The organism is Acidocella sp., assembly GCF_013044125.1.
In the GTDB taxonomy this organism is placed as follows: domain Bacteria; phylum Pseudomonadota; class Alphaproteobacteria; order Acetobacterales; family Acetobacteraceae; genus Acidocella.
The window spans coordinates 1-24017 of sequence record NZ_JABEVC010000051.1 but is presented as its reverse complement, the minus strand read 5'-3'; the positions used below and the strand labels follow the sequence as shown (position 1 = coordinate 24017).

General features: G+C 65.1%; 22 protein-coding genes and 1 pseudogene. 12 read left to right on the top strand and 11 right to left on the bottom strand.

Features of this window, described 5'->3' with window-relative positions:
• Window positions 1-37: 37 nt before the first annotated feature.
• Window positions 38-811: a uroporphyrinogen-III C-methyltransferase gene (cobA, locus tag HKL97_RS02780; RefSeq protein ID WP_291422579.1), complete on the top strand. Its 774-nt coding sequence runs from the start codon at window positions 38-40 to the stop codon at window positions 809-811.
• 22 nt (window positions 812-833) lie between these two features.
• Here cobA and HKL97_RS02775 read toward each other — a convergent pair whose 3' ends face one another.
• Window positions 834-1805 (bottom strand): succinylglutamate desuccinylase/aspartoacylase family protein, encoded by a 972-nt coding sequence (locus HKL97_RS02775; RefSeq protein ID WP_291422578.1) that lies wholly within the window; start codon window positions 1803-1805, stop codon window positions 834-836.
• Between the two features lie 89 nt (window positions 1806-1894).
• On the opposite strand from HKL97_RS02775, the gene HKL97_RS02770 reads away from it, so the two are divergent.
• Together HKL97_RS02770 and HKL97_RS02765 are read left to right on the top strand one after the other, a co-directional pair.
• The gene (locus tag HKL97_RS02770) at window positions 1895-2827 is read left to right on the top strand and encodes a mitochondrial fission ELM1 family protein (RefSeq protein ID WP_291422577.1); all 933 of its coding nucleotides are present in this window, start codon (window positions 1895-1897) and stop codon (window positions 2825-2827) included.
• A 2-nt stretch (window positions 2828-2829) separates the two neighbouring features.
• Window positions 2830-4716, top strand: a complete 1887-nt coding sequence (locus tag HKL97_RS02765; protein ID WP_291422601.1) for a hypothetical protein — start codon at window positions 2830-2832, stop codon at window positions 4714-4716.
• Here the strand turns inward: HKL97_RS02765 and HKL97_RS02760 are convergent.
• Together HKL97_RS02760 and HKL97_RS02755 are read right to left on the bottom strand one after the other, a co-directional pair.
• Window positions 4713-5030: a cupin domain-containing protein gene (locus HKL97_RS02760; RefSeq protein ID WP_291422576.1), complete on the bottom strand. Its 318-nt coding sequence runs from the start codon at window positions 5028-5030 to the stop codon at window positions 4713-4715. The genes HKL97_RS02765 and HKL97_RS02760 overlap by 4 nt on opposite strands.
• A gap of 48 nt (window positions 5031-5078) precedes the next feature.
• Window positions 5079-5846: an arginyltransferase gene (locus HKL97_RS02755; RefSeq protein ID WP_291422575.1), complete on the bottom strand. Its 768-nt coding sequence runs from the start codon at window positions 5844-5846 to the stop codon at window positions 5079-5081.
• A gap of 296 nt (window positions 5847-6142) precedes the next feature.
• On the opposite strand from HKL97_RS02755, the gene HKL97_RS02750 reads away from it, so the two are divergent.
• From HKL97_RS02750 to HKL97_RS02735, 4 genes are all read left to right on the top strand, one after another.
• Window positions 6143-7033, top strand: coding sequence for an alpha/beta fold hydrolase (locus HKL97_RS02750; RefSeq protein ID WP_291422574.1), 891 nt, complete (start codon window positions 6143-6145; stop codon window positions 7031-7033).
• Window positions 7034-7089: 56 nt separating this feature from the next.
• Window positions 7090-7956: a YihY/virulence factor BrkB family protein gene (locus HKL97_RS02745; protein WP_291422573.1), complete on the top strand. Its 867-nt coding sequence runs from the start codon at window positions 7090-7092 to the stop codon at window positions 7954-7956.
• Between the two features lie 64 nt (window positions 7957-8020).
• The gene (locus HKL97_RS02740; protein WP_291422572.1) at window positions 8021-8887 is read left to right on the top strand and encodes a phosphotransferase; all 867 of its coding nucleotides are present in this window, start codon (window positions 8021-8023) and stop codon (window positions 8885-8887) included.
• 30 nt (window positions 8888-8917) lie between these two features.
• Window positions 8918-9157, top strand: a complete 240-nt coding sequence (locus HKL97_RS02735) for a hypothetical protein (protein ID WP_291422571.1) — start codon at window positions 8918-8920, stop codon at window positions 9155-9157.
• On the opposite strand, the gene HKL97_RS02730 is transcribed toward HKL97_RS02735, so the two are convergent.
• Both HKL97_RS02730 and HKL97_RS02725 read right to left on the bottom strand, forming a co-directional pair.
• Window positions 9154-10020: a transglutaminase family protein gene (locus HKL97_RS02730; protein WP_291422570.1), complete on the bottom strand. Its 867-nt coding sequence runs from the start codon at window positions 10018-10020 to the stop codon at window positions 9154-9156. The genes HKL97_RS02735 and HKL97_RS02730 overlap by 4 nt on opposite strands.
• Window positions 10017-12227 (bottom strand): circularly permuted type 2 ATP-grasp protein, encoded by a 2211-nt coding sequence (locus tag HKL97_RS02725; protein ID WP_291422569.1) that lies wholly within the window; start codon window positions 12225-12227, stop codon window positions 10017-10019. The genes HKL97_RS02730 and HKL97_RS02725 overlap by 4 nt, the downstream gene beginning before the upstream one ends.
• A 332-nt stretch (window positions 12228-12559) precedes the next feature.
• Between HKL97_RS02725 and HKL97_RS02720 the strand changes: the two genes are divergently transcribed.
• From HKL97_RS02720 to HKL97_RS02710, 3 genes are read left to right on the top strand one after another with little or no spacing between them, the layout of a single operon-like run.
• Window positions 12560-14035 (top strand): circularly permuted type 2 ATP-grasp protein, encoded by a 1476-nt coding sequence (locus tag HKL97_RS02720; protein WP_291422568.1) that lies wholly within the window; start codon window positions 12560-12562, stop codon window positions 14033-14035.
• Window positions 14032-15078, top strand: a complete 1047-nt coding sequence (locus HKL97_RS02715) for an alpha-E domain-containing protein (RefSeq protein ID WP_291422567.1) — start codon at window positions 14032-14034, stop codon at window positions 15076-15078. Before HKL97_RS02720 ends, HKL97_RS02715 begins: the two co-directional genes overlap by 4 nt.
• Window positions 15075-16598 (top strand): glycosyltransferase family 39 protein, encoded by a 1524-nt coding sequence (locus HKL97_RS02710; protein ID WP_291422566.1) that lies wholly within the window; start codon window positions 15075-15077, stop codon window positions 16596-16598. Before HKL97_RS02715 ends, HKL97_RS02710 begins: the two co-directional genes overlap by 4 nt.
• An 84-nt stretch (window positions 16599-16682) precedes the next feature.
• Here the strand turns inward: HKL97_RS02710 and lpxB are convergent, their stop codons facing one another.
• From lpxB to ppk2, 6 genes are all read right to left on the bottom strand, one after another.
• Window positions 16683-17876 carry a lipid-A-disaccharide synthase gene (gene lpxB, locus HKL97_RS02705; protein WP_291422565.1) on the bottom strand — a complete coding sequence of 398 codons (1194 nt, stop codon included), beginning with the start codon at window positions 17874-17876 and terminating at the stop codon, window positions 16683-16685.
• Window positions 17873-18739 carry a carbon-nitrogen hydrolase family protein gene (locus HKL97_RS02700; protein ID WP_291422564.1) on the bottom strand — a complete coding sequence of 289 codons (867 nt, stop codon included), beginning with the start codon at window positions 18737-18739 and terminating at the stop codon, window positions 17873-17875. The genes lpxB and HKL97_RS02700 overlap by 4 nt, the downstream gene beginning before the upstream one ends.
• Entirely contained in the window at window positions 18736-19332 is a 597-nt protein-coding gene (locus tag HKL97_RS02695) for a GNAT family N-acetyltransferase (protein WP_291422563.1), read from the bottom strand. Before HKL97_RS02695 ends, HKL97_RS02700 begins: the two co-directional genes overlap by 4 nt.
• Window positions 19313-20959, bottom strand: a complete 1647-nt coding sequence (locus tag HKL97_RS02690; protein WP_291422562.1) for a cytochrome c — start codon at window positions 20957-20959, stop codon at window positions 19313-19315. Before HKL97_RS02690 ends, HKL97_RS02695 begins: the two co-directional genes overlap by 20 nt.
• Window positions 20960-21032: 73 nt before the next feature.
• On the bottom strand, window positions 21033-21413 hold the full coding sequence (gene hisI / locus HKL97_RS02685) for a phosphoribosyl-AMP cyclohydrolase (protein WP_291422561.1): 381 nt from the start codon (window positions 21411-21413) through the stop codon (window positions 21033-21035).
• Window positions 21410-22165, bottom strand: a complete 756-nt coding sequence (gene ppk2, locus HKL97_RS02680) for a polyphosphate kinase 2 (RefSeq protein WP_291422560.1) — start codon at window positions 22163-22165, stop codon at window positions 21410-21412. Before ppk2 ends, hisI begins: the two co-directional genes overlap by 4 nt.
• A 107-nt stretch (window positions 22166-22272) precedes the next feature.
• Between ppk2 and HKL97_RS02675 the strand changes: the two genes are divergently transcribed.
• Both HKL97_RS02675 and HKL97_RS02670 read left to right on the top strand, forming a co-directional pair.
• Window positions 22273-23700 carry an FMN-binding glutamate synthase family protein gene (locus HKL97_RS02675; protein WP_291422559.1) on the top strand — a complete coding sequence of 476 codons (1428 nt, stop codon included), beginning with the start codon at window positions 22273-22275 and terminating at the stop codon, window positions 23698-23700.
• Window positions 23697-24017: pseudogene (locus HKL97_RS02670) on the top strand (hypothetical protein); the annotation flags it as partial. The gene HKL97_RS02675 and the pseudogene HKL97_RS02670, both read left to right, overlap by 4 nt.

Below are 24017 nucleotides of genomic sequence, written 5' to 3'. Positions count from 1 at the left end.
TCACGCTCGCGCGGCGGGCGCATTATATCGCGGCAAAATGCTGGAGTGTATGATGGCGCGCGTGTTTCTGGCGGGGGCTGGTCCCGGAGACCCGGAATTGCTGACTGTGAAGGCCGCGCGGGTGATCGCGGCGGCGGATGTGCTGCTGTATGACAGCCTGGTGGACCCGCGCGTGGTGGCGATGGCCAGGGCGGATGCGCGGTTGATTGATGTCGGCAAGCGTTGCGGCCGGCATTCGGCCAGCCAGGCGGAGATTTGCCGCCTGCTGGTGGCGCAGGGCCGCACCGGCGCGCTTGTGGTGCGGCTGAAGGGCGGCGACCCGATGGTTTTTGGCCGCGCCACCGAGGAGATGGACGCGCTGCGGGCTGCGGGGATCGGTTTTGAGGTGATCCCCGGGGTGACGGCGGCGACGGCGGCGGCGGCGGCGCTGCGCTGCTCGCTGACACGGCGTGGCGTGGCGCGCTCGCTGCATTTTCTCACCGGGCATGGCGCCGAGAGCGGATTGCCGGCGCATGATTGGGTTTCCCTCACCAAATCCGGCGGTACGCTGGTGGTGTATATGGGCGGGCAGACGTTGCCCGGTTTGGCCGCGCATTTCATTGAGGCGGGGATGGCGCCGGGCATGCCGGCGGTGGCGGTTGAGAGTGTGAGCCTTGAGGGGCAGCGGATTATGCGCGGCACCATCGGCTCGCTGCCCGGGCTGGTGGTGGACGCCAGGGCCGCGGGGCCGGTGATCGTGCTGATCGGCGAGGCGCTGGCTGAGCCGGATGCGCTGGACAGCTTGTTGCTGCAAATTGAAATGGAAGTATAATTATCTGTTTTTGAAGGAATACTCACCCAACCTGGGCCAGCCGCACGGCGGTGTGGCCATGGCTGACGCGCAGGCTCGGCATTACCAGCATGCAATTATCATAAGGGGTGCGGATTTCGGTTTCGCCGTCATGCGCGATGAGGGTGCCCGCGGCGGGGATGATTTCGCCGCCATGGAAGTTGCGCAGAAAGACGAAGCGGTTGGTCCGCGCGGTGAGGGTGTGGGTGACCTGCGCGAAGGTGATGGGTGATGGCGGCGGCGGCGGTGCCGTGAGCATGCCGGTCTGGCGCAGCAGGGCGTGCACGGTGGCGCGGGTTTGGCTCAGGGCCGCGGGTTCCCAGTGCTGCCCGGCTTCAGCCAGTATGCCGGCGGCTTCGCTGAAGCGGCCGTAGTCAATGAGGCGCTTGCCCCCGGCATGGCCGCGGTCCGCGACGACGGTGGCCGGCGTGCCCAGCTTCATCGCCAGTTCGCGCCCACGGGCGGTGGGGCCGCAGAGCAGCACCGGGCATGAGGGCCAGAGCATTGTGTGCAGGTCCAGCAGAATGTCGGCCGTGTCGATCAATGGGCGGATTTCGCGCGCGCGGTTCAGTTCCAGCGAGCGGCGCACGCCGAATAATTGCAGATCATCCCAGACGCGGTTGAGGTCTTCCTCGACATGGCGCGAGGCGAGGGGGGATTGGGGGTTGAATCGGTCAAACGCCGCGAGATTGGCGAAACCGAGGGTGAGCTTGCCCCGCAGGGGCATGAAACGCGCGCGCAGCAGCTCAGCCAGGATGGCGGCACCCGCGATCTCGTTGCCGTGGATGAGGCTGACCAGAACCACATGCGGGCCGGGTGTGCGGGAGTCACGCGTGGTGAAGCCGGGAATGCCGGTGTTGCCCTGGCGGAAGGGGGAGATGTCCGGTGTTGCAATTTGGACCGCAAACGCGGGTATTTCCGCCGGGCTGGCGGGGTCTGCGGGGGCGGAATCAGCCGGCGGGTGGCCAGGAGTCATGGGTGCAGTGTAACGAAGTTGTGACAAGGCGCAATCGCGCGGGTTTGTGCGGGATTGACGCCAGCGAGCACACGCCGCAAAGCCGCCGCATGGTTACCGCAAGAATTTTATGCACCGACATCGCGGGGTTGCGCTCGCAGGGGATTGGTCTGGCAGAGGCCGCGGGCATGGAGGTGGACATGCGCACGCTGGCGTTTTTGCCGCCATGGGATAAGGTTTCGCCCCGGTTGTGGCCGGGAATCCGCTGGGCGGTGAAGAGCGAGGCGTTCGCGCCGCCCTTGCCGCAGGTGTTGCTGGGCTGCGGCGGCGCGGGCGCGCGGGTGGCGGCGAGCTTGCGCGGGCCGGGGGTGAAGGCGGTGGCGATTCAGCATCCGCGCATGAATCTCAATAAGTTCGACTTGGTGATGGCGGCGCGCCATGATGGCATAACTGGCGGAAATGTGATCGTGACCCGCACGGCGCTGCACCGGGTGACACAGCCGCGCCTGGCGGCGGAGCTGCTGAAATGGGCGCCGGTGTTTGCGCCGTATCAGCACCCGCTGCTGGCGGTGCTGCTGGGCGGCAGCAATGGGCGCTACCGGTTTGAGCCGGCGCAGGGGCGCGAGCTGGCCGGGCAGCTGGCCGCGCTGATCCGCCAGGAGAAAATCGGCGTGGTGATAACCCCCTCGCGCCGCACAGGGCCGGAGATTGTAAAAATTCTACGAGAGACGCTGGAGCCGCTGGGGGCCTGGATCTGGGATGGCGCCGGGGAAAATCCTTATTTCGGCATGCTGGCCTGCGCCGATGCAATTTTGTGCACGGCGGATTCGGTCTCCATGGTCTCCGAGGCGGTGGCGACATCCGCACCGGTGTTTCTGCTCCGGCTGCCGGGCAAGTCCGCGCGGATCGGCGCGTTCATGGATAGTCTGGTGGATGCCGGGCGGGTACGCGATTTTGCCGGAAAATTGGAGCTGTGGGATACCGGGCCCCTGGATGACACGCAGATGGCGGCGCAACAGATGCGTGACCGCTTGGGATTGTAATGATGCTGGATATTGAGACTTTCGATAATCTGCGTGGCGGCAACGTGGCCTATAAGGCGCTGGCGCATCCGGTGGCGGCCGAGGGGCTGAAGCAGCTGGCGGCGCGGGCCGGGCGGGTGGCGATTTTCGACCCCGACGGCATTGCCGGGCCGCTGCTGGCGCTTTGCCCAGGGCTGGATGCCGAGGGTGTGTATGTGCAGGATAGTTTGGCCATCGGCCAGCTGCGCGGCGGGCATGTGGCGCGCGCGCTCACCTGCCTGTGCGCGGCCCAGGTGGAAAGCGTGCTGGTTGCCGCCTTCGATGCCGGGCGGGCGGTGGAGCGGCTGGCACGCTTTGCGCCGCCGGGCGCGCGGGTGTTGACGCTGGACGGCGCGAAACTGCCGGAGGCGATGCTGACCAATGCGGCGCGCTACCTGGATCCGCTCAATTTCGCCACCAATTTCGTGTTTTTCCGTGAGGATGGGCATTTTTCCACGCGGCTGACCACGGCGAATTACTGGGCCGGATATGGTGCGAAGGCAGTGCGGTTTTTCTGCCGCCTCTACGGCGCGGCGGGCGAGGTTCTGGCGCAATGGGAAGATCCGGCGCCGGCCGGGGCGGGCGGTTTCGTGCTGGATAGCGCCGCCGTGCGCGCGCGCTTCGGGCTGGGGCCGTTCACCGGGCAGTTGTTCCTGCACGCGATCGGCGTGGCGGGGCATGATGTGGTGAAATATGCGCTGGACACCTACGCCGCTGACAATGGGGCCTCGCTCTCCTGCACGCATGATGCGAATGCCTGGCCGTCGGAGCGGTTTGCCGGATTGCCCGCGCCGCGCGCGGATGAACGGGTGATTCTGTGGGTGCAGAACAGCCATGCCGTGCCGGTCCCCGCCGGGGCGATGGCGCTGGACCGCATGGGCGCCGAGGCGCCGGTGGGAATTGCCGCCGGGGTTGCGCCCTTCGCGACTCTGGCGGTGGATGTGGCGGCGGTGCTGCCGGGTGTTTCCTGGCCGGCGCAAGTGGAATTGCGCGCCGGGCGGCATGTGGTGCGCCCGCGTTATGAGGTTACGCGCGCCGCGCGCACGCGCATCGCGCATGTGAATGTGGAGCGCGCGGATTTGCGCGACGACGCCGGGATCAAAGCGCTGTATTCAGAGATGGGGCGGGGGTTTCTGCTGCCCTTCCCGGTGCTGCCGCGCGGGCGGTTCAAAACCATCGTGCAGCCGACGCCGATGGCGGTGCATGAGCACAACATGCCGCTAAGGCTGGATGTTTTCAGCGCGCAGGGCGAGAAGCTGGCGGAGCGGTTCTTGGGCGTGCTGCCGCGCGGCCATGGCCTGGCTGTGGATATGGACGATGTGCTGCGCCCCGGCGTGCTGGCCGATGGCGGGCATGCCGAGCTGGTCTACGATTTTCGTGAGGGCGGGGAGGCCAACGGCTGGCTGCATGCACTGTTCCGGTTTGAGGACCGGGCGAGCGGCCATGCGGCGGAGAGCAGTTTTGGCGGGCATATTTTCAATACGATCATGACCTATAAAAACGAGCCGCAGAGCTACACCGGCAAGGCGCCGGGGCTCTCGACGCGGTTGTTTTTGAAGCTGGGGTTTGGCGGGCGGCAGAGTTTTTGCGTGCTGATCTATCCGGCATCCGCACGGTGGCTTGATTTTTCCAGCACGGCTCTGGAGCTTTATGATGCGGCGGGCACGTTGCTGGCGAGCGCGGCGCTGCGGATCGCGTGTTCGGGTTCGGCCATTGTGTATCCGGCGAAGTATTTTTCCGGAGCCGAATTAAGCGCGGCGGGGGAGGCGGGTTATGTGCTCATCCGCGATACCACCTGCCGGCTGTTCGGGTTTCATGGGGTTGACGATGGCGCGGGCGGGTTTTCATTCGACCATATGTTTGGATTTTAGCTGAAAATCAGCGCCTCGAGCCGTTTGACCTCGATTTCGACGAAGGCCATCGGCGTGTCGGAGGCGTTCATCACGTCATGCGCGATGCCCGAGGCGCGGCTGTATGAGTCTCCGGCCTTGCGCGGGTAGTCGGTAATGTTTTTGCCGTCGTCAACGCGCATTGTTGAATCGGTCAGCATGACGATGAAATAGGGTAATCCGTGGCTGTGCCATCCGGTCACCGCGCCGGGGGCGAAATCCCAGCGCGTGATCCGAACATCGGCATCGTCGCGCTGTAGGGTGGGGACCGCGGGGGTGGTGCATGCGAAGGCCATTCAGGCTCCTTGTTCTGGTGGGGAATGTTCTGGTGGGGAATGCGCGGCCTATCCGGCGGGCGCCAAAGCCGCCGGGGTAAATTGATGCACCCGGTGCTCCGCCAGCGGCACCCATTGCCCGTGTTTTAACACCTCGCTGGGGCGGAATTTGGCCTTATAGGCCATTTTGCGGCTCTCTTCGACCCAGTAGCCGAGGTAGACGAACGGCAGGCCCATCGCCACCGCGCGCGCCGCCAGCCAGATGATGGCGTAAGTGCCGAGCGAGCGTTCGTCCATGCTGGTTTCAAAGAAGCTGTAGACGGCGGAAAGCCCGTCGCCGAGATGGTCGGTGAGGCAGGCGCCGAGCAAGGCGCCCTGGTGGGTGCGGAATTCGATGACCGAGGTTTCAATCGGCGTGTCCTCGACCATGGCGCGGTAGTCATAAAAACTCATGCTCGCCATGTCGCCCTCGCCGTGGCGGGCCTGCTGGTAGCGCTGGAAGAGCTGGTATTGCTCGGTGGTGGCGCGCGGCGGGATTTCCTGCACCACCAGATCGGCGTTGATGCGGGCGATGCGTTTTTGCGTGCGGTTGGGGGTAAAGTCGCGCGCGCGGATGCGGATGGGCACGCAGGCGCTGCAACTGGGGCAAACCGGCGCGTAGGCGATGTTGTGGCTGCGCCGGAAGCCGCCGCGGGAGAGACGGTCGTGCAGGGTTTCGGCCGAGACGCCGGCAAGCTCGGTCACCACCTTGCGCTCGGTGCGGCCCTCCACATAGGGGCAGGGCAGCGGCGCCGTGGTGTAGAAGAAATGCGGGCGGCGGGCGGGCTTGAAGCTCATTATGCGTATGTTTGGGTGTTCAGGGGCCTGCGTCAACAACTGTTTTGCGGAGGCTGCCCGCCGCGCCTAGCGCCTGTGTGTTGTAAATCTGGGCGATGGGGTGCGTGGCGGCAAATTGAGGGTAGGACCAGAAGGCCATGAAATCGCCGTTAAGGGCGGGCGGGTGCAGCAGGCAGAAGGTTCAAACGGTGAGATTGAGGGCCGCGCAGGCGCCAAGCATGGCGGTGACGATGAGTTTTCCGGGGTTGGTTGTGGCACGGCGCGGCATCATTTAAGCCATAACCGAGCCGCGCCGGATGGTCGATTCCCGCACGGCGTTTGGCAAGGGATTGGGCATGGCGCGGGCGAATTCGGTTAACTATCTGCTGGGCACGAGCTTCCACAAAATGGCCTATGTCGAGTTCGGCAACCCGGCCGCGCCCGCTGTGGTGTGTGTGCATGGGCTCTCGCGCAACGGGCGCGATTTCGACCCGCTGGCCGAGGCCCTCTCGGATCGTTTCCATGTCATCTGCCCGGACCTGCCGGGGCGCGGCAAGTCTGACTGGTTGCCCGACGCCCTAGCCTACCAGCCGCCGAGCTATGTGACGGCGCTGACGTATTTGCTGGCGGCGCTGAACAAGCCGGTGGCGTGGGTGGGCACCTCGCTGGGCGGCATCTGCGGCATGATGATCGCCGCGGCGCAAAACACGCCGATCACCCGGCTGGTGCTTAATGACATCGGCCCGCATATTCCCGCCGCCTCGCTGAAGCGCATTGGCGGCACGCTGGCCACGCAGGGGGAGCGTTTTGCCACCATGGCGGCGCTGGAGGCGCATCTGCGCGAGATCTACGCGCCCTTTGGCCGGCTGAGCGACAGGCAATGGGCGCATCTGGCGCGGTTTTCCGCCCGGGTGGTGCTGGACCAGACCGGGGCCGGGGCCTTCGCCATGAATTATGATCCGAAGATCGCCGAGCCGCTGCGCAATACCGTGCCGCTGGATGTGGACATGTGGCCGCTGTGGGAGATGCTGAAGCTCCCGATCATGGCCATTCGCGGCGCCGCCAGCGATTTGCTGCTGCCCAGCACCTTTGAGCGTATGCGCGAGGCCGGCGCGGAGGGTTATGTGGTGGAAGATGCCGGGCATGCCCCGGCGCTGATGGACGCGCCCGCGATCGCGGCGGTGCGGGCGTTTTTGTTGCGCCGGTAGTTGTTAAGCTTTCGTGGCGCGATTGCGCGGCACGGGAAAATCCGTAGGGTCAGCGCATGATCGGCAGGATTCTGGACTGCGCGCATATGCCGTTTCTGCGGCGCTCCTTCGTGGCGGCGGGGCAGGCCACGGCCTCGCAGCGGGTTTCGCTGGTGGCGGCGGGCTGCGCCTTCTACGCGACGCTGGCGCTGTTCCCCACCATCACCATGCTCATCTCGTTCTACGGCTTGGTGTATAATCCGGCGACGGTGCAGCCGCAGCTGCAATATCTGCAGACCTTCATGCCGCCGGCGGCTTTCGCGCTGATCTCGGATCGGATTCAGAGCCTGGTGCAGGCCCCGGCGCAGGGGCTGGGGCTGGGCTTTGGGTTGAGCTTGCTGATCTCGTTCTGGTCGTCATCGACGGGGACAAAATCAATCCTCAACGCGCTCTCGCTGGCGTATCACGAGCGCGAGGAGCGCGGGATCATCCGGTTTCAGCTGGTCTCGCTGGGCATGACGCTGGTGGCGGTGATCGGCGCGGCCCTGGCCATCGGCCTGCTGGTGTTCATCCCCGTCGCGCTGGCGTTCCTTGGCCTGCCGGGGAATACGAAAATCATCGTCAACCTGCTCAGCCTGGGGGCAATGGTGCTGTTCGTGCTGGTGGCGCTGGGGCTGCTGTATCGCTTTGGCCCAGCCGGGAGCAACCGGATTTTCTACGCGCCGGGGGCTGGCATCGCGACCCTGCTGTGGCTGCTGGTGTCCTGGGCGTTTGGCTTCTATGTCGGGCATTTCGCGGCCTACAGCGCCACTTATGGGCCGCTCTCCACGCTGATCGGCCTGATGATGTGGTTTTATCTCTCGGCCTATGTGGTGCTGTTCGGCGCCGAGGTGAACGCGGCGATGGACCGCGAATGGAAGCGCCAGGCCGGGCGCGAGGTGTAGCCCCGCATTGCCGCAGGTGGTGGAATGTGGAAACCTGACCGCAACATTCCAACCCGGGGGGCAAATGGGCGAGGCTGAGGTTAAGGCGCTGCCGGTCTGGACGGGGGAGATTAAAATCTGGCCGCTCACCGGGGGGATCACCAACCGCAATTTCGGCGTGGAACAGGACGACGGGCGGCGGTTTGCCGTGCGGCTGGGCAAGGACATTCCCGAGCACGGGGTGATGCGCTTCAACGAGCAGGCGGCGGCCAGAGCGGCGGCGCGGGCCGGGCTTTCGCCCGAGATTTATTACACCGCGCCGGGGGTGATGGTGAGCCGGCTGCTGGCGGGGCGCACGCTGAGCCCGGAGGAAATCCGCGCGCCCGCGAACCTGCCGCGCGTGGCGGCGTTGATAAAGCAATGCCACACCGGGCTGGGGCCTTATTTGCAAGGGCCGATCCTGGCTTTCTGGGTGTTTCATATCAACCGCTCCTATGGCGCGGCGTTGCGCGGTAATCGCTCCAGCCTGGATGGACAGCTGGAGCGGCTGCTGGGGTTGAATGACATGCTGGAGCGGCGGATGGGGCTGGTGGAAGTCGTATTTTCGCATAACGACCTGCTGGCGGGGAATATCTTCGATGACGGGGCGCGGCTGTGGCTGCTGGACTGGGACTACGCCGGGTTTAATTCATCGTTGTTTGATCTGGCGAACCTTGCCTCCAACAACGGATTTGGCCCGCAGCACGATGCGGCGCTGCTGGAGGCTTATTTCGGCAGGCCGCCGGGTGCCGCGGTGTGGGATGGCTTCAGGGTGAGCCAATGCGCCTCGCTGTTGCGCGAGACGCTTTGGAGCGCTGTCTCGGAGATTACCTCCAAGCTGGATTTCGACTATGCAGCGTATACGGCGGAGAATCTGGCGCGCTTCGAGGGCGCGCTGGCGGGGCTTGGTTGAATTGCGGCGGGCGGGGATTATATTGGCGTGATGGCAAATTCAAACGGTCCGGTGATCGACATGACACCGGAGGGCAACTTCATTGAGCCACCCAAACCCAAGCTGGGGGAGATATTGCTCCGGCTGGTGATGTTCGGGCTTTTTTTATGCCTCGCCGGGGTAATGTTCTGGCTGATGTTCTGGGCCGCGGTGTTCGTGGTTCCGGTTCTGGTGCTGCTCGGCCTCGCGGGGTTTTTGTTTATGAAGCTTCAGGGACAAGCAGGCCGCTAGGTCAGCACCGGGTCTAGGTCCACATTCACGCGCAGCGAGTGCCGCCCGCCGCCGAGGATGATGCCCCGCAGGGGGCTGACATCCTGAAAATTACGCCCCCAGGCGAGCGTTACATGTTCATCGCTGACCAGCAGATTATTGGTGGGGTCAAAGTCAACCCAGCCGATTTCCGGCCCGAGCCAGGCGGAGACCCAGGCGTGAGACTGATCGGCCCCGCGGCGTTTGATCTGCCCGGCGGGGGGCGAGGTACGCAGATAGCCGGAGACGTAGCGCCCAGGCAGGCCCAGAGCGCGTAGGCAGGCCAGCATGAAATGCGCATAATCCTGGCAGACGCCGGCGCGGGTTTTGAAGACATGCGCCGCCGTGGTGGAATTGTTGGTCACGCCTGGGGTGTAGGTCATGTCCGTCCAGATGCGCAGGTTCAACTCCAGCAGGCCGGCCAGGATGGTGCGGCCGGGGGGAAAGCTGAGGGCGGTGTAGTCAGCGATTTCCCCATTCGGCTTGGCCAGCGCGCTGGGCAGACAGAATTCGGCAACATCCGGGTCTTTAAGACCCCATAGCGCGATGGCCTCCCATCGCGGCGTTTGCGCGGGTGGCGGCGGGGGAGGCTGCTCCACCTCAATGGTGGCGCTGAGCGCCACGGAGAACTGCCGGTGCGGGGCGGTGAGGGAGATGGTGGTGGTGATGTTGCCGAAATGGTCGGTCTCGTCGCGCCTTGTTTCCGGTTGCGGGGAGACGCTGAGCATAGCCTCACGGATGAACTGGCCGGGCCGCGCGCGCGGCAGCAGGTGCATGAAATGCGTGCCGAGGACGACGGGCTCCGCATAGTCATAAGTGGTGGTGTGGTGCAGCCGGTAGATCATTGCGCGGCTTCCAGCTCCAGCTCGTCCTCGAGCTGGTGGGCCTCTGGCAGCAGGCTGAAGAAGCGGCGGTGCACATGGTCGGAGATCAGCCGCAGGCGGGCGGCGATGGCGGCCAGCGGCTTGGCCAGGCCGATGGTCTCGCCACTAAGGTTCACCGCCTCCTGCTGCAACTGCTTCAGGGATTCGGCGTCATCCTCGGCGCCCAGATGCTGCAGGCAGCTACGCAACACGATGAATTGATAAGCCAGGCTGCGCGGGTTGCCGGAATCGGCCAGCAGCATGGAGAGCACGGGGCCGGGCGCCAGAATGCCCGCGTGGCGCAAATCATAGCTGAGCACGGAATCAGCCAGCTCGATGCCGAGCGCCATGCCGGGTTCCAGCCGCTCGGGCGGGGCGTTGAGCAAAATGGCGAGGTTTTCGGCCAGGGTTTCGGCGCGTTCCAGCCTGCGGCCCATCTCCAGGAACAGCCAGCCGCCGTCGCGCGACATGTTCTCCGCCGCGATGCCCGCGAAAGTGGCGGCGAAACTGAGCATGGCGGGCAGGGCCAGCTCCTCGTTGGGCAGGGATTCGGTGGCCTGGTTCAGAGCGAAGCGCACAGTGGCCAGCATGCTGGGGCTCAAGCGCTCGCTGGCGGCGTTGACCAGCCGGGCGACTTCCTTGAGCTGCCCGGTAACTGGCTTACGCCGCGCCAACGCGCCGCGCAGCTGGCGGCCCGAGAGCGCGCCGCCCGCGAGGTCAGCCGGGAGCAGCCCGGCCTGGGCAAGGCATTTGGCGATCAGCGCGCGTTCGGCCAGGTCGCGCGGCAGCGAAGTGCCGGATTCCAGCCGGGGCAGCGCCAGCATGAGCAGACGCGCGGCGGCTTCCAGCCGCTCGACCGAGCGGCCGAGCCAGAACAAATTGTCAGCCACGCGCGAGGGCAGATGCGCGGCGGCGAGAAACTGGGTGCGCCTTGGAACGTCCGACTGGGCGGCGCCGGAGATGATATGCGGCTCGTCGGCGTCCAGCACCCAAAGGTCCTTCATGCCGGTGAGGATGATGCCCTGTGCCGCGTTCGTCTGCTCCAGGCCGAAACCGAGGCCGCCGGGGAGAACCTGCCAGGTGTTGCCGTCGTGCCATGCGTAGAGCCGGAAGAGGATGGGGGGGGAGACCAGACTGGTGCCGCTGACGAAAGGGGCGCGGGACGCGCTTGCCACCGGGTCGCCGGAGGCTTTCGCCAGCAGCGGGGCGGCACCGAGCAGGCGCTGGAACAGTGGTTCAATATATCCCGCAAGTTCAGCGGCTTCCATCAATGCGCTGCCGGGGGCGTTGAGCATTTTCAGCGCCCCGGAGCGGATGGCGCCAAAGGCGCCGGGGATACCGGCGCCGGGCCGCCCGCCTTGTTCCAGCGGGTCCAGATCAATTCCCGGGAGCCCGCGGATGAGGCTGGCGACGGGCAGCAGGCCGCTTAGGGTTTTCATGTGCAGGCCGCCGTTGCGGGTGGCGAGGTCACCGGGTTCAATCAGCAGCACGCCGAGCGCGCGGGCGAGCAGGGCATCGTCCATCGCGTCGGGCGCCAGGGCCGGGTTGGCGGCCCCGGCCGAAAGCACGGCGACCAGCCCGCCCTGGGCCGCGCGTTGCAGATTGTCCACCAGCATCTCACGCACCGGGCGCAGGCTACGCAGCCCCCCGGCGCGGAAAAGCTCAGGCACAGTGCCGGAGGCGATGCGCCGCAGCGACAGCGCATGGCCAAGACCGGGGATGACGCCGGTATGGTCGCGCAGGACCTGGAAATGCCCGTCCGGCCCGCGGATGAGATCGGCCGCGTAGAGACTGAGGCGCGGGAAGTTGAGCGGGGTTTGCGTGTGCAGGCTGCGCAGGAAATGCGGGTTGCCCAGTACCAGCGCGGGCGGGAGGCTGCCATCGCGCAGCAAGGTTTGCGGGCCGTAGAGGTCTTGCAGCGCGGCGCTGAGCAGTTGCGCGCGTTGCAGCAGCCCCGCCTCAAGCCCGGAGAATTCGAACGGGGTGAGCAGTGCGGGCAAGGGATCGTAATGGCGGGTTGGCGCGGCGCCGAAGGGGGCGGCGAGGCGCATCTGCCGGTTCAGTGCGGCGGCGCGGCGGGCCAGCTCCTCATGCCCGACATCGCGCACGGCCTCGAGCAGTGGCGCCCAGTGGCCCCGTACCCGGCCGGACCGGTCGATCATTTCATCGCAGGAAGCCACTGCACTCATTCGTCCTGGTTAACAGACTGATTGCCCGCGGGCTATGGCGAATCAGGTTGCGCCGCAACATGAGCCGCGCGGGCATATGGTTTGCCAGCCGGTGGGGCCGGCTGGTCCGCGGTTTGCATGGAACCCGGCAGGGACTTGCGGGAACACCGATTTTGGATGCAGCCTGTCAGGAACCATGGTGAGAAGGTACTGTTGGATGGTTGGCAGCTGATGAATTCCTTCGCGGTTATTTTTGCTTTGGCGCGAATTTGCGCAGTTTTTGCCTATGACTTGACCGTTCCGGCGCCAGCCCCGCAGGCCGGTCTGGGCAATTTCCGATCGGAGCTGCTGGTATGAACGAAATCTTTCGCACCATCTGGCCGGAGTACGATCCGGGCCGCTATTTTTGCGAACTCACGCGCAAGCGGGCCGATGCCGGCCCGGTGCCGGACTGGCTGGTCGAACGACTCGGGACGATCGGGCTGGAGGCGCTGCGCGCGCGCGCCTCGGCCGCGGAGACCGAGTTGATCGACCTCGGCGTGACCTTCACCGTGTATTCCGATGCCACCGCCATCGACCGGATTTTGCCGTTTGACTGTATTCCCCGCGTGCTCACGGCGGCGGAATGGAGCCTGCTGGAGCGGGCGTGCATCCAGCGGGTGGCGGCGCTGAATGCGTTTCTGGGCGATATCTACGGGCCGGGGCATATCGTGCGCGACGGGGTGATTCCGGCCGAGCTGGTCTATGGCAACTCCAACTACCGGCCGGAGATGAAGGATTTTCCCGTACCGCACGGGACGTATGTGCATGTCTGCGGCATTGATATCATTCGCGACGAATTCGGCGATTTCCGCGTGCTGGAGGATAATGCGCGCACGCCCTCCGGGGTGAGCTATGTGATTGAGAACCGGCACCTGATGCTGCGCGCTTTCCCTGATCTGATGGCGGGGATACGGCTGAAGCCGGTGGATGATTACGGGCGCAGGCTGCGCGCGGCGATGAGCGAGATCGCGCCGGGAGGGGCGGATGATCCGCAGGTCGTGCTGCTCTCGCCGGGCATTTATAACTCCGCCTATTTCGAACATGTGTTCCTGGCGCGCGAAATGGGCGTGCCGCTGGTGGTCGGCGCGGACCTGGTGGTGGAGGATGAGCGCGTCTACATGCGCACAACCAGCGGGTTGCGCCGGGTGCATACAATCTACCGGCGTTTGAACGATGATTTTCTGGACCCGGCGGTGTTCCGGCCGGATTCCATGCTGGGCGTGCGCGGGTTGATTGGCGCGTGGAAGGCCGGGAATGTCGCGATCGCCAATGCCGTGGGCACCGGTGTTGCCGATGACAAGGCGGTGTATGCCTACATGCCGCGCATCATCCAATATTACCTCGGGCAGGAGGCGCTGGTGAAGAATGTGGAGACCCATATCTGCCGCGAGCCGGAGGGGCTGCAATATACGCTGGAGAATCTGCACAAGCTGGTGACCAAGCCGGTGGGCGAGTCCGGCGGGTATGGCATCACCATCGGGCCGCGCGCCAGCAAGGAGGAGCTGGAGGCGGCGCGGGCCTCCATTTTGGCCGATCCGGGCAACTGGATCAGCCAGCCGATGATCGGGCTTTCCGTCGCGCCGACGCTGGCGGCCGAGGGGGTTGGGCCGCGGCATCTGGATTTGCGGCCGTTCATCATCACCGGCCGGGAGAGCTGGGTGCTGCCCGGCGGGCTGACCCGCGTGGCGATGAAGCGCGGCAGTTTGATTGTGAATTCCAGCCAGGGCGGCGGCTCCAAGGACACCTGGGTTCTGGCGGATGATCTGACGGAAGGGGCGGGAAAATGAGCGCGATGCGTTTTGATGCCGTGCTGCTCTCGCGCGATGCCGAGGGGTTGTTCTGGATGGCGCGCTACCTGGAGCGGGTGGAGAATCTGGCACGGCTGATCGATGTGACGCAGAGTTTCGAGAGTCCGGGATTTGAGACGGATGCCTGGTTCGGGCTGATCCGCATCAACGCCGATGAGAAGAATTTCGCGGCGCGCGGGTTCTCGCCGGATGCGGCGCATGTGAAGCGGTTTTATCTGCTGGACCGCGGCAACCCAACCTCCGTGCCGGGCAATCTGGAGGACGCGCGCACCAACGCGCGCACGCTGCGCCCGCTGATGAGCACGGAGATGTGGCGCCAGATCAATATGTTCCACCGCTTCGTGGGGCAGATCACGCCCGAGGATCTGGAAGGCGACGCGCTCTCGCGGCTGTGCACCAGGCTGAAGGACGGGGTGCAGGCGCATACCGGCATCACCGAGGGGACGTTGTATCGCGACCAGGGCTGGTATTTTTATGAGCTAGGCCGGTTGCTGGAGCGCGCCGACCAGACCACGCGGATGCTTGATATCAAATACACCGCCATTCTGCCGCAGGGGCGCGAGGAAAAGCGCGTGGCCGAGTTGACGCAGTGGAACGCGATTTTGCGCGCCGCCGCGGGGTATCATGCCTTCAAGCGGCGCTCGCGCGCCAGCTTCTCGGCGGAGGATGTCGTGCACTTCCTGCTGCGCGATCCCTCCTCGCCGCGCTCGGCGCTGCTGTGCGTGCGCAGAGCAGAGCTGCATCTGGACGATTTGCGGCGGATCTACGGGCTGCCAGCCGCGGCCGAGGCGATTGAGATGGCGCAATATTTGCGCGAATTGTTGCTGGAGAAGCCAATCAGCCATATTCTCGCCACGGGGCTGCACGAGTATCTGGACATGGTCCAGATCCATATTCAGGCGCTCGCGGGTGCCGTCGGCCGCGCGTTTTTTCGCGACTGGCAACCGGCTGACCCGCTGCCGGCGGCTGCGCAAGGCCAGGCACAGAACCAGAAACAGGGACCGGCGGAGGCGCTTGCGTGAACAGACTGCGTGCGTTGTGCTGGCCGGCATTGGTGTTCGTGCTGGCGCTGCTGCCCCGGCTGAGCGGCCTGGGCGCCAGGCCGTTCTGGCTTGACGAGGCGTTCACCTTCCAGCGCGCCTCGCTGGCGCCGGCGGCGCTGGTGAACGATTCCTTCATAAACCACCATATGCCGAGCTTCTTCCTCATGCTCTCGCCGCTGGTAGGGCTGGGCGACCCGCAATATTGGCTGCGTCTGCCCTCGGCGGTGTTCGGCGCGCTGGCGGTGATGCTGGTGTATATGATCGCGTACCGGATCGCCGGGCGCACCGCGGGGATCGTGGCCGCGCTCATCATCGGCCTCTCGCCGACGGCGCTCGCCTTCAGCCAGGAGGCGCGCTCCTATACGCTGGAGATGTTTCTGATTCTGGTCGCGCTCTATGGAATCACGCGGCTGGCCATGGATATTTCCGCCGCCTCAAAGCCAATCCGCTGGAATGTGACGGGGGCTTGCTGGGCGGTGTTCATACTGGGCTCGGCCGTGGCGCTGGATGTGCTGGGCGACGGGCTGCCCTGGTTGATTGTTGCCAATGTCATCGGCGCGGCGCTGCTCGTACAATCGCCGGACCGCTGGCAGCTGCTGCGCAATTTCCTGCTCTCCGATTTCATCGTCGCGCTATTGTGCGGGCCGTTCTACTACCTGATGACGTTGCACCAGGGACAGGGCTACATCCAAAGCGTGATGTGGATTCCACCGCTGAACGCCTCGCGGCTTTGGTATGATCTTGGCTCGGTCTACTTCATGCGGATCGCTGATTCGGTGACCTTCAAGTTCATGCATGTACCCACACCCCTCGCGCTGGTCTGGGTGATTGATGCAGCCCTGGCCCTGGGCGTGGCCAGTGCCGCCTGGGCGCTGCGCCGCCGCCCCGCGGTGCTTGCGGTGCTGGGCATCTCCTTTGTGTTTCTACCGTTGATGTTCACGATCGTTTCGATCTGGCGGCCAATTCTGCTGCCCCGCTATATTTTGTGGAGTGCCGCGCCCTTCGCGATCCTCGCCGGGATTGGCGGCGCGGCGCTGCTGGACCTTGCCGCGCCGCGCGCGCGCGCGCTGGTGGTGGCGGGCGGGGCGCTGCTGCTGCTCGTGAACCTCGTGCCCTACTACAATGCCGAGACCAAACCGCGTTGGGATATCGCCGCGAAATTGCTGGCGCAGGATGTCAGCCCCGGGGATGTGGTGTATCTCTACGATACTGGGGCGTTGCCGATTTTGCGCATGTATCTGCCGCCGGGCGCGCGCAGTGTGGTGCTGAAGGATGCTGCGGGCGGCCTGAACCATGCCGAAAAGGCCGCGAGCCAGGGTAAGCGCGTGTGGGTGGTGTATGGCCACGCGGGGCAGAGCGCGGAGCATGCGGCGTTCTCGAAGTTTTTCGCCGGGGCGCAGGCGCTTGGCAAACCCAGCCTGACGCAGGTGGCGGGCAGCCGGATTATGATCGCGCTTTATGACCCGGCAAACCAGAATGGGGCCGGCACTGCTGAATGAGCGGGCGAGGCTATAGTACCCTGCGTCATTCATGACGCAGGGTACTGCGCGCGGGTTGGTGGGCGGCGCGCGCTAAATATGACGCTATTGGGACACGGCATTTTCAATGACGTGTCCCGATAGAGCCTGATTCCCCCCTGTTCCAAGTCTGGCGAGAACCCGGGCGGCGGCGGCGGATGAGGGGGTTCCGGCGGGTGCGCGCAGGCTTGCCAGCGCGGTGGCGAAACCCGCGCGCTGCGTTGCGGCGGCGGCCTCGCCGGTGATCAACCCGTACAGCGTCGCGCTCAGTTTCGCTGGGGTGCAATCCTGCTGCAACAGCTCGGGCACCAGCGCGCGGCCTGCCAGCAGGTTGATCATGGCGACATGTTCCACCTTGATCATGCGCCGCGCCAGCATCGCGCTGAGCGGGTTGACCCGGTAGGTCACCGCCATCGGCACGCCGGCCATGGCGAGTTCCAGCGTGGAGGTGCCGGATTTGGTCAGCGCCGCGCGCGCGGCGGCAAAGGCGTCGTAACGGGTGGCGACATCGCGCACGATGATGGGGGAGACCGGCCAGTCGCGCGTTTGGGCGGCCACGGCCTCGGCAACGCCGGCGGCGGCGGCGAGCACGGGTTGCAGCTGCGCGATGCGTGCGGAAAGCTCCACCATGCTCTGGCGGAATACCGGCAGCAGGCGCGAGGTTTCAGTGACGCGCGAACCGGGCATGAGCACCACCGGCACGGCGCCTGGGGCCATGTTATGCTGGGCGCGAAAGCGCGCGGCGTCGCCCATATTGGCACCCGATTCCAGAACCGGATGGCCGACGAAAACCGGATTCAACCCGTGCGGGGCAAAAAACGCGGGCTCGAAGGGGAGCAGGCAGAGCAGCTCGTCCCACAGGCCGGGGTAGTGCTTCACCCGTTCCTGCCGCCAGGCCCAGACCTGCGGGGCAACGTAGTGGATGCGCGGAATGCCGGTGCCGGAGATGCCTTTGAGCACACGCAGGCAGAAGCCGGGGCTGTCGATGGTGACGACGATATCCGGCCGGGTGGCCTTGATTGTCTCGATCGTCTGGTTGATGCGCCGTTTCAGCGCGAAAATCCGGGGCAGGATTTCAGCCAGGCCCATCACCGCCAGCTCCTGCATGGGGAAGATGGACTCAAGCCCCGCCTCCGCCATGCGCGCCCCGCCGATGCCCGAGAACACCAGATCTTCGCGTTGTGCGCGCAGCGCCGCCATCAGGCGCGCGCCCAGCACGTCGCCGCTGGCCTCGCCGGCGATAAGGAAAACCCTGGTCACGCCAGGGGCACCACGGGGCAGGGGGGGATTGCCTCTGGCCAGTCCCGGTGGTTGAGCACCGCACCCTGGGTACGCAGCGTATCAATGGCGGCGAAATCCACGGTGGCGAACACCAGCTCCGATGCGTTCATGCGCCCCGCCACAGCCACGCCGTCCGGCGGGAAACCGGCGTCGCACGGGGTGAACAGGGCCGCTTGGCCGTAGTTTTCGTTAATCGAGACGGACCAGGGCGCCTGGCCGGTGAGCGGGATGACGGCGGTGTAGCACTGATTCTCGATGGCGCGGGCGCGCGCGCTCAGGCGCACGCGGTTGAAGCCGGCGGGGCTGTCGGTGCAACTGGGGATGAGGATGAGTCTGGCCCCTGCCGTCACCTGCGCGCGCACATGCAGCGGGAATTCGCTATCATAACAGATGGACACGCCGATGCGCCCGAAGCTGGTCTCGAACACCTGGGGTGGATTACCGCCGGTGATGCCCCATCGCTCGGCCTCGAAACGGGTCATGCATTGCTTGTCCTGAAAGGCCAGCGCGCCGGAAGGGGCGATGAAGGCGGCGCGATTATTGAACACGGTGCCAAGCCGCATGGGGATGGAACCCGCTAGCAGGTATATTTTGTGGCGCGCGGCCGTCTCGCGCAGGGCGGCGGTCAGCTCATCGGCCTGCGCGGTGACAATGGCAAGCTCGGCCGCGAGATCAGGCGTGGTGACGCTGGCCCCGGCCAGGACCATGGAGAAATATTCCGGCAAAGCGAGCAGATCAGCGCCGCCGAGTGCCGCCTCGGCGGCCAGGCGTTCAATGCGGGTGATGAAGGATTTGAAATTGGGAGGTGGAGAGACGCCAAAGGGCGCCAGCGCGAGTTTCATAGGGTCCTGGTCCAGAAATCCATGATTTTTTCGCTCGGTTCTCTCTCGCCGATGTCGCGCCAGGACATGGTGCAGCTAAGTGCTGGGCGTTTGGTATAGCCGCGATGGCGCCAAAATTCATCCAGCGGGACATAACCCGCCGGGCGCAGCGGGTGGTCCGCCGGGCGGCGCACGGCGCAGAAGGCGGTGACGGGATGGCCAGTGGCGCGCGCCTGGGTCTCGCGGGCATCAAAAAAATGCACGCCGATGCCCTGGCCGCGATAAGCCTGTTCCAGCACGCTCTCGCCGAAATAGAAAACCTTGGAGATATCCTCCCCGGCATCGAGGAAGGGTTTTTGCACATTCGCGGTTTCAGCCGTCAGCGGCAGGCAGGTTGAGGCGCCGATGATTTTTCCGCCGTCACGCGCGACGATGACGGCAGCACCCGGCGCCTGCGCGTAAACGCGCAGATAGGTTTGCTCGTAGGCGGCATCGCCGTCGTAGAGATAGGGGAACTCGTGGAAGACGCTGATGCGCAGCCGGGCGAGTTCCGGCAGGAGCGGCACGACGGCCGCTCCCGTCAGCGTCTCGATGTTAATTGACGGCCGAGGCAATGAGCGGCTGCACGCTGGCGACGAAGTTCTGCATTGCCTGATGTTTGGCGGCATTGCTCAGCCCGCTCTGGTTGGCGACCACGGGGCAGTATGCCGCGATGAGGTCGTTGGTCAGGTCCGCGTTGCTGATGGTGGTGTTGCCGGCGCGGATGGCCGAGATCAGCGTGCGGGTCCGGTTCGGCATGGTTGCCGGGGTGGCGCCCGCGTAGCTGTTCAACAGGTCGCTGCCAGGGTCCGCGATGCTGGTGGCCCCGCCGGCGGCGGAGATATGCGGGCAACCAAAGAGATCAGCCGATTTGGTGGCGGAGGGCGGCACCACGGCGATTGCGCGCAGCTTCATCACATCATGCGGGGAGGCATCAGCGGTGGCGTTGTTGCCCATGCTGGTGCGCACATAGTTGGTGACGGCGGCGATCTGTGCATCCGACAGGCTGTTGGCGAAAGCCGGCATGGCCGGGCCGTTGGCCTTCCACGGGTCCAGCCCGCTCAGCACGGCGCCGATCACGTTTGTGGGTTCCGAGGCGGTGACGGAGTCATTGCCCGCGAGATTGGGAATGATCGGGGCCATGCCGCCGCCGGTCTTGCCGTGGCACCCGGCGCAGTTGGCGGTGTACACAGTGGCGCCAAGGGCGATGGAGGCTGCGGCGTTGGGCACCGCGGGGGTGGGCGGCACATGCTGGGGCACCGTCTCGTTCTGCAGGTAGTTGGCGATGTCCACATCGTCAGACACGGGGATCTGGCTGGTGGAATGGTCCACAACCTCGCCCATGGCGGCGTAGGGCGAGCCTTTGACCATGTTGCCGTCGTCATGCAGGTAGGCCACGAGGTCCGCCTGCGCCCAGCCGCCGACGCCATATTTTTTGTCGGACGAGATGTTGGGGGCGAAGAAGGCGTCAATCGGCGCGCCTGCGTAGGCTTTGTCCAGCATCATGGCGCTCAGGAAGTTGCGCGGTGTGTGGCATTCGCCGCAATGGCCCAGCGCCTCGGTGAGGTAGGCGCCGTTCTTCATGCTGTCACTCCAGGCCGGGTTCATGTGCATCGGGCCCGAGCGGAAGAACAAGATGCGCCAGCCGAGCAGCACGGGCCGCTGGTTGAAGGGAAACAGCATGGTGCTCGGCGTGGGCGCTACGTTCACCGGCGGCAACGAGAAGAGATACGCCTTGATCGCCATCACGTCCGCGTAGGAGAGCTTGGTGTAGGAGGTGTAGGGCATCGCCGGGTAGAGGAATTTGGGGAACAACAGATAAGAGCGGCCCGGCGCTTCGCCGTAGTGCACGGCGTTGTAGAATTGCGCATCCGTCCAGTTGCCGATGCCGGTTGCTTTGTCAGGCGTGATATTGGGGGTGGCGAGGCCACCGAAGGGCGTGGCCATGACCAAGCCGCCGGAGAAGGGCGCGTGGTTGGGTCCGGTGTGGCAGGGCATGCAGTCAGCCGCCTCTGTCAGGTATTTGCCGCGCGCGATCAGCGCCGCCGGGTCGGTGGGGGCGGTGAGGCTGGCCGCCGGGTAATCGGCGGTATCATCCGCATTGGCGAAGCGGCTGGTTGCCGCGCCACCGAGGAGAAGCGCAAGGGCCGCCACGGCGATGACCGGGCGGGCGGAAAGGAATTTCGGCAGCTTGAGCGACATGATCGGACCCATCAGAATTTTGCCCTTACTTATTTCGCCAAATTTCAGAATCTATCAAGTGGAGGGGGCGCGGTTACTTGTAAAGCTGTGCCGGGTCCACCAGTGGCGCGGCGATTTCCACCAAATCTTCGCCGCGCCAGGCAAGAAAAAAGCAGTTTCGCCGCCCGGTGTGGCAGGCGACGCCCTTCTGGTCGACCAGGAGCAGCAGCGTGTCGCCGTCGCAGTCGAGTCTCAACTCCACCAGCCTCTGTTGCTGGCCGGAGGATTCGCCCTTGCGCCAGAGTTTTTGCCGCGAGCGCGACCAATAGCAGACCTGGCCGGTCTTGAGCGTCTCCTCGATGGAGTCGCGGTTCATCCAGGCCATCATCAGCACCTCACCCGTGTCATGCTGCTGGGCGATGGCGGGGATCAGCCCGTTGGCATCGAATGTGAGCTTGTCCAGCAGCGCGTTCATGAGGCGAGCATGCCGTTGGTGAGGCAGGCTTCATCAAACCGGCAGACGATCTCTGTATGGGTGTCATGCGGGGTGGCGTCGGCGTAATCCACCCGGGTGATGAGATCGGCTATAATCGCCAGGCGGGCGGTCTTTTTGTCGTTGGCGCGGACCACCATCCATGGCGCGGTGGCGCTATCGGTCGCGCGCAGCATGATGTTGCGGGCCTTGGTATAGTCATCAAAATGTTTCAGGGCCTTCTCGTCGATCGGGCTGATTTTCCATTGTTTCAGCGGATCGTCATGACGGGCCTCAAGGCGCTTCTTCTGTTCCTTGCGGTCGATGTCGAGGTAGTATTTGATCACCGTGATGCCGGAATCGGCCAGCATGGACTCGAACACCGGCACGTTGCGCAGGAAGGTGTGGTAGTCGTGGTCCGAGCAGAAGCCCATGACATGCTCCACACCGGCGCGGTTGTACCAGGAGCGGTTGAACAGCACGATCTCGCCGGCGGCCGGCAGATGGTTCACATAACGCTGGAAATACCATTGGGTGGCTTCAACGTCGGATGGTTTGGAGAGCGCCACGACGCGGATATCGCGCGGGGAGAGATGCTCGATGATGCGCTTGATGGTGCCGTCCTTGCCAGCACCGTCGCGGCCTTCAAGGATGATGAGCACCTTCTGGCCGCGTGAAATCACATGGCGCTGGAGTTTCACCAGCTCGACTTGCAGGTGGCGCAGGGTTTTGTCGTAGCTCTTATCTTTTGCCATGCGTAATCATAAGCCCAAGCGGGTTCGGATGCCAGATCGCGCGAGAACAGAGACATGCGCGCGATTCAAGGCTATCACGCTCAGGCAAAAGGCCGGGGAGCGCTTATATGGTTCTGGGGATATTGGCGGCCGGTGCCGCGGCGGGGCTGGCGGTGGTGTATTGGCGCGACACGCACCAGCAAAAACATACCGTGCTGCGCAATTTCCCCGTCATCGGGCATTTCCGCTACTTTGCCGAGACCTGGGGCGAATATATGCGCCAGTACCAATATCTGCCGGACTGGGCGGAGCGGCCGTTCAACCGGTTGGAGCGCAGCTGGGTGTATCGCTCGGCGAAAGGGGTTTCCAATCTGGTGAGCTTCGGCTCGGAGAATGTGCCGAGCTTTGTGTTCCGCAATGCCGCGTTTCCGGTGCTCGATGAGGAGAAGCGGCATTTTCCCGGCAAGCTGATCGGCATCACCAGCGGCCCGGGGGCGTGCGCGCAGCCTTACATGGGGCAGCATTTTTTCAACATCTCGGGCATGAGCTATGGCGCGTTGAGCCATGCGGCGGTGAGCGCGCTCTCGCGCGGGGCAAAGCTCGCGGGCGTTTGGATGAGCACCGGCGAGGGCGGACTCTCTAAATTCCATCTGGAGGGCGGGGCGGATATCATCATGCAGATCGGCACCGCCAAATATGGCGTGCGTGATGCCAGCGGCGCACTTTCCGAGGAGCGGCTGCGCGAGATCGCGGCGATGCCGCAGGTGAAGATGTTCGAGGTGAAGCTGGCGCAGGGCGCCAAGCCGGGCAAGGGCGGCGTGTTGCCGGGCGGCAAGGTGACAGCGGAAATCGCCGCCATTCGCGGCATTCCCGAAGGGCATGACAGCATCTCCCCCAACCGCCACCGCGACATCGCCAACATCGCTGAACTGGGCGCCTTCATCGCCCGGGTGCGGGGGATCACCGGCAAGCCGGTGGGGGTTAAGTTCGTCGTCGGCGACCCGCGCTTCCTTGATGAATGGTTCAACGACTGTGTGGAGAACCCCGAACATTGCCCTGATTATATCCAGGTGGACGGCGGCGAAGGCGGCACCGGCGCGGCGCCGGAGCCGCTGGCTGACTATATGGGGCTGCCAATAACCCAGGCGTTGCCCTATGCGGTGGCGTTGCGCGATGAACATGGGCTGACCGGGCGGATACGCATCATCGCGGCGGGCAAATTGATAACGCCGGACAAGGTGGCCTGGGCGCTGTGCATGGGGGCGGATTTCGTTTCCTCCGCGCGGGGCTTCATGTTCTCGCTCGGGTGTATCCAGGCGATGAAATGCGGCTCCGGGCGCTGCCCCACGGGGGTGACCGCCGCCGACCCGCGGTTGATCGCGGGGCTGGACCCGGCGGACAAGGCGGTGCGGGTAAGCCGCTATGCCGGACGGCTGATGGAAGAGGTGGAGATGATCGCGCATTCCTGCGGGCTGACGGACGCCAGCGGCCTGCGGCCGCGCCATGTCACCGAGATCGAGCGCGGTGTGGGCGGTTTCAGGGCGCATGCGGGATGATGTATCCGCTGCTTTTTCTCCTTGCCGCCGCGCTCAACATCGTGGCCGGGGCGCATCAATGGCCCGGCGTGCTCGCAGGTAGTTTGAACGACCCTGACAGCTACATGCGCCTGCTGCGGCTGGAGGATGGCATCCGCGCCGGGCATCTGGTGATAACGGTGGCGCGCGATGATTCCGGCGCGGGGGTGATGGTGGAGTGGTCACGCCTGCTGGATATGGTGCTGTGGCTGCTGGCGGCGCCTTTCGCGCCGTTTCTCGGCTGGCACCGGGCGCTGTATGTGGCGGGGGTGGCGCTCGGGCCGCTGGGGGGCACAGCG

What these genes read in the sequence shown, in the direction of transcription:
- cobA (WP_291422579.1), top strand. Translation starts at nt 38, where the DNA reads ATGCTGGAGTGTATGATGGCGCGCGTGTTTCTGGCGGGGGCTGGTCCC.
- HKL97_RS02775 (WP_291422578.1), bottom strand. Translation starts at nt 1,805, where the DNA reads ATGACTCCTGGCCACCCGCCGGCTGATTCCGCCCCCGCAGACCCCGCC.
- HKL97_RS02770 (WP_291422577.1), top strand. Translation starts at nt 1,895, where the DNA reads ATGGTTACCGCAAGAATTTTATGCACCGACATCGCGGGGTTGCGCTCG.
- HKL97_RS02765 (WP_291422601.1), top strand. Translation starts at nt 2,830, where the DNA reads ATGCTGGATATTGAGACTTTCGATAATCTGCGTGGCGGCAACGTGGCC.
- HKL97_RS02760 (WP_291422576.1), bottom strand. Translation starts at nt 5,030, where the DNA reads ATGGCCTTCGCATGCACCACCCCCGCGGTCCCCACCCTACAGCGCGAC.
- HKL97_RS02755 (WP_291422575.1), bottom strand. Translation starts at nt 5,846, where the DNA reads ATGAGCTTCAAGCCCGCCCGCCGCCCGCATTTCTTCTACACCACGGCG.
- HKL97_RS02750 (WP_291422574.1), top strand. Translation starts at nt 6,143, where the DNA reads ATGGTCGATTCCCGCACGGCGTTTGGCAAGGGATTGGGCATGGCGCGG.
- HKL97_RS02745 (WP_291422573.1), top strand. Translation starts at nt 7,090, where the DNA reads ATGATCGGCAGGATTCTGGACTGCGCGCATATGCCGTTTCTGCGGCGC.
- HKL97_RS02740 (WP_291422572.1), top strand. Translation starts at nt 8,021, where the DNA reads ATGGGCGAGGCTGAGGTTAAGGCGCTGCCGGTCTGGACGGGGGAGATT.
- HKL97_RS02735 (WP_291422571.1), top strand. Translation starts at nt 8,918, where the DNA reads ATGGCAAATTCAAACGGTCCGGTGATCGACATGACACCGGAGGGCAAC.
- HKL97_RS02730 (WP_291422570.1), bottom strand. Translation starts at nt 10,020, where the DNA reads ATGATCTACCGGCTGCACCACACCACCACTTATGACTATGCGGAGCCC.
- HKL97_RS02725 (WP_291422569.1), bottom strand. Translation starts at nt 12,227, where the DNA reads ATGAGTGCAGTGGCTTCCTGCGATGAAATGATCGACCGGTCCGGCCGG.
- HKL97_RS02720 (WP_291422568.1), top strand. Translation starts at nt 12,560, where the DNA reads ATGAACGAAATCTTTCGCACCATCTGGCCGGAGTACGATCCGGGCCGC.
- HKL97_RS02715 (WP_291422567.1), top strand. Translation starts at nt 14,032, where the DNA reads ATGAGCGCGATGCGTTTTGATGCCGTGCTGCTCTCGCGCGATGCCGAG.
- HKL97_RS02700 (WP_291422564.1), bottom strand. Translation starts at nt 18,739, where the DNA reads ATGAAACTCGCGCTGGCGCCCTTTGGCGTCTCTCCACCTCCCAATTTC.
- HKL97_RS02690 (WP_291422562.1), bottom strand. Translation starts at nt 20,959, where the DNA reads ATGTCGCTCAAGCTGCCGAAATTCCTTTCCGCCCGCCCGGTCATCGCC.
- hisI (WP_291422561.1), bottom strand. Translation starts at nt 21,413, where the DNA reads ATGAACGCGCTGCTGGACAAGCTCACATTCGATGCCAACGGGCTGATC.
- ppk2 (WP_291422560.1), bottom strand. Translation starts at nt 22,165, where the DNA reads ATGGCAAAAGATAAGAGCTACGACAAAACCCTGCGCCACCTGCAAGTC.
- HKL97_RS02675 (WP_291422559.1), top strand. Translation starts at nt 22,273, where the DNA reads ATGGTTCTGGGGATATTGGCGGCCGGTGCCGCGGCGGGGCTGGCGGTG.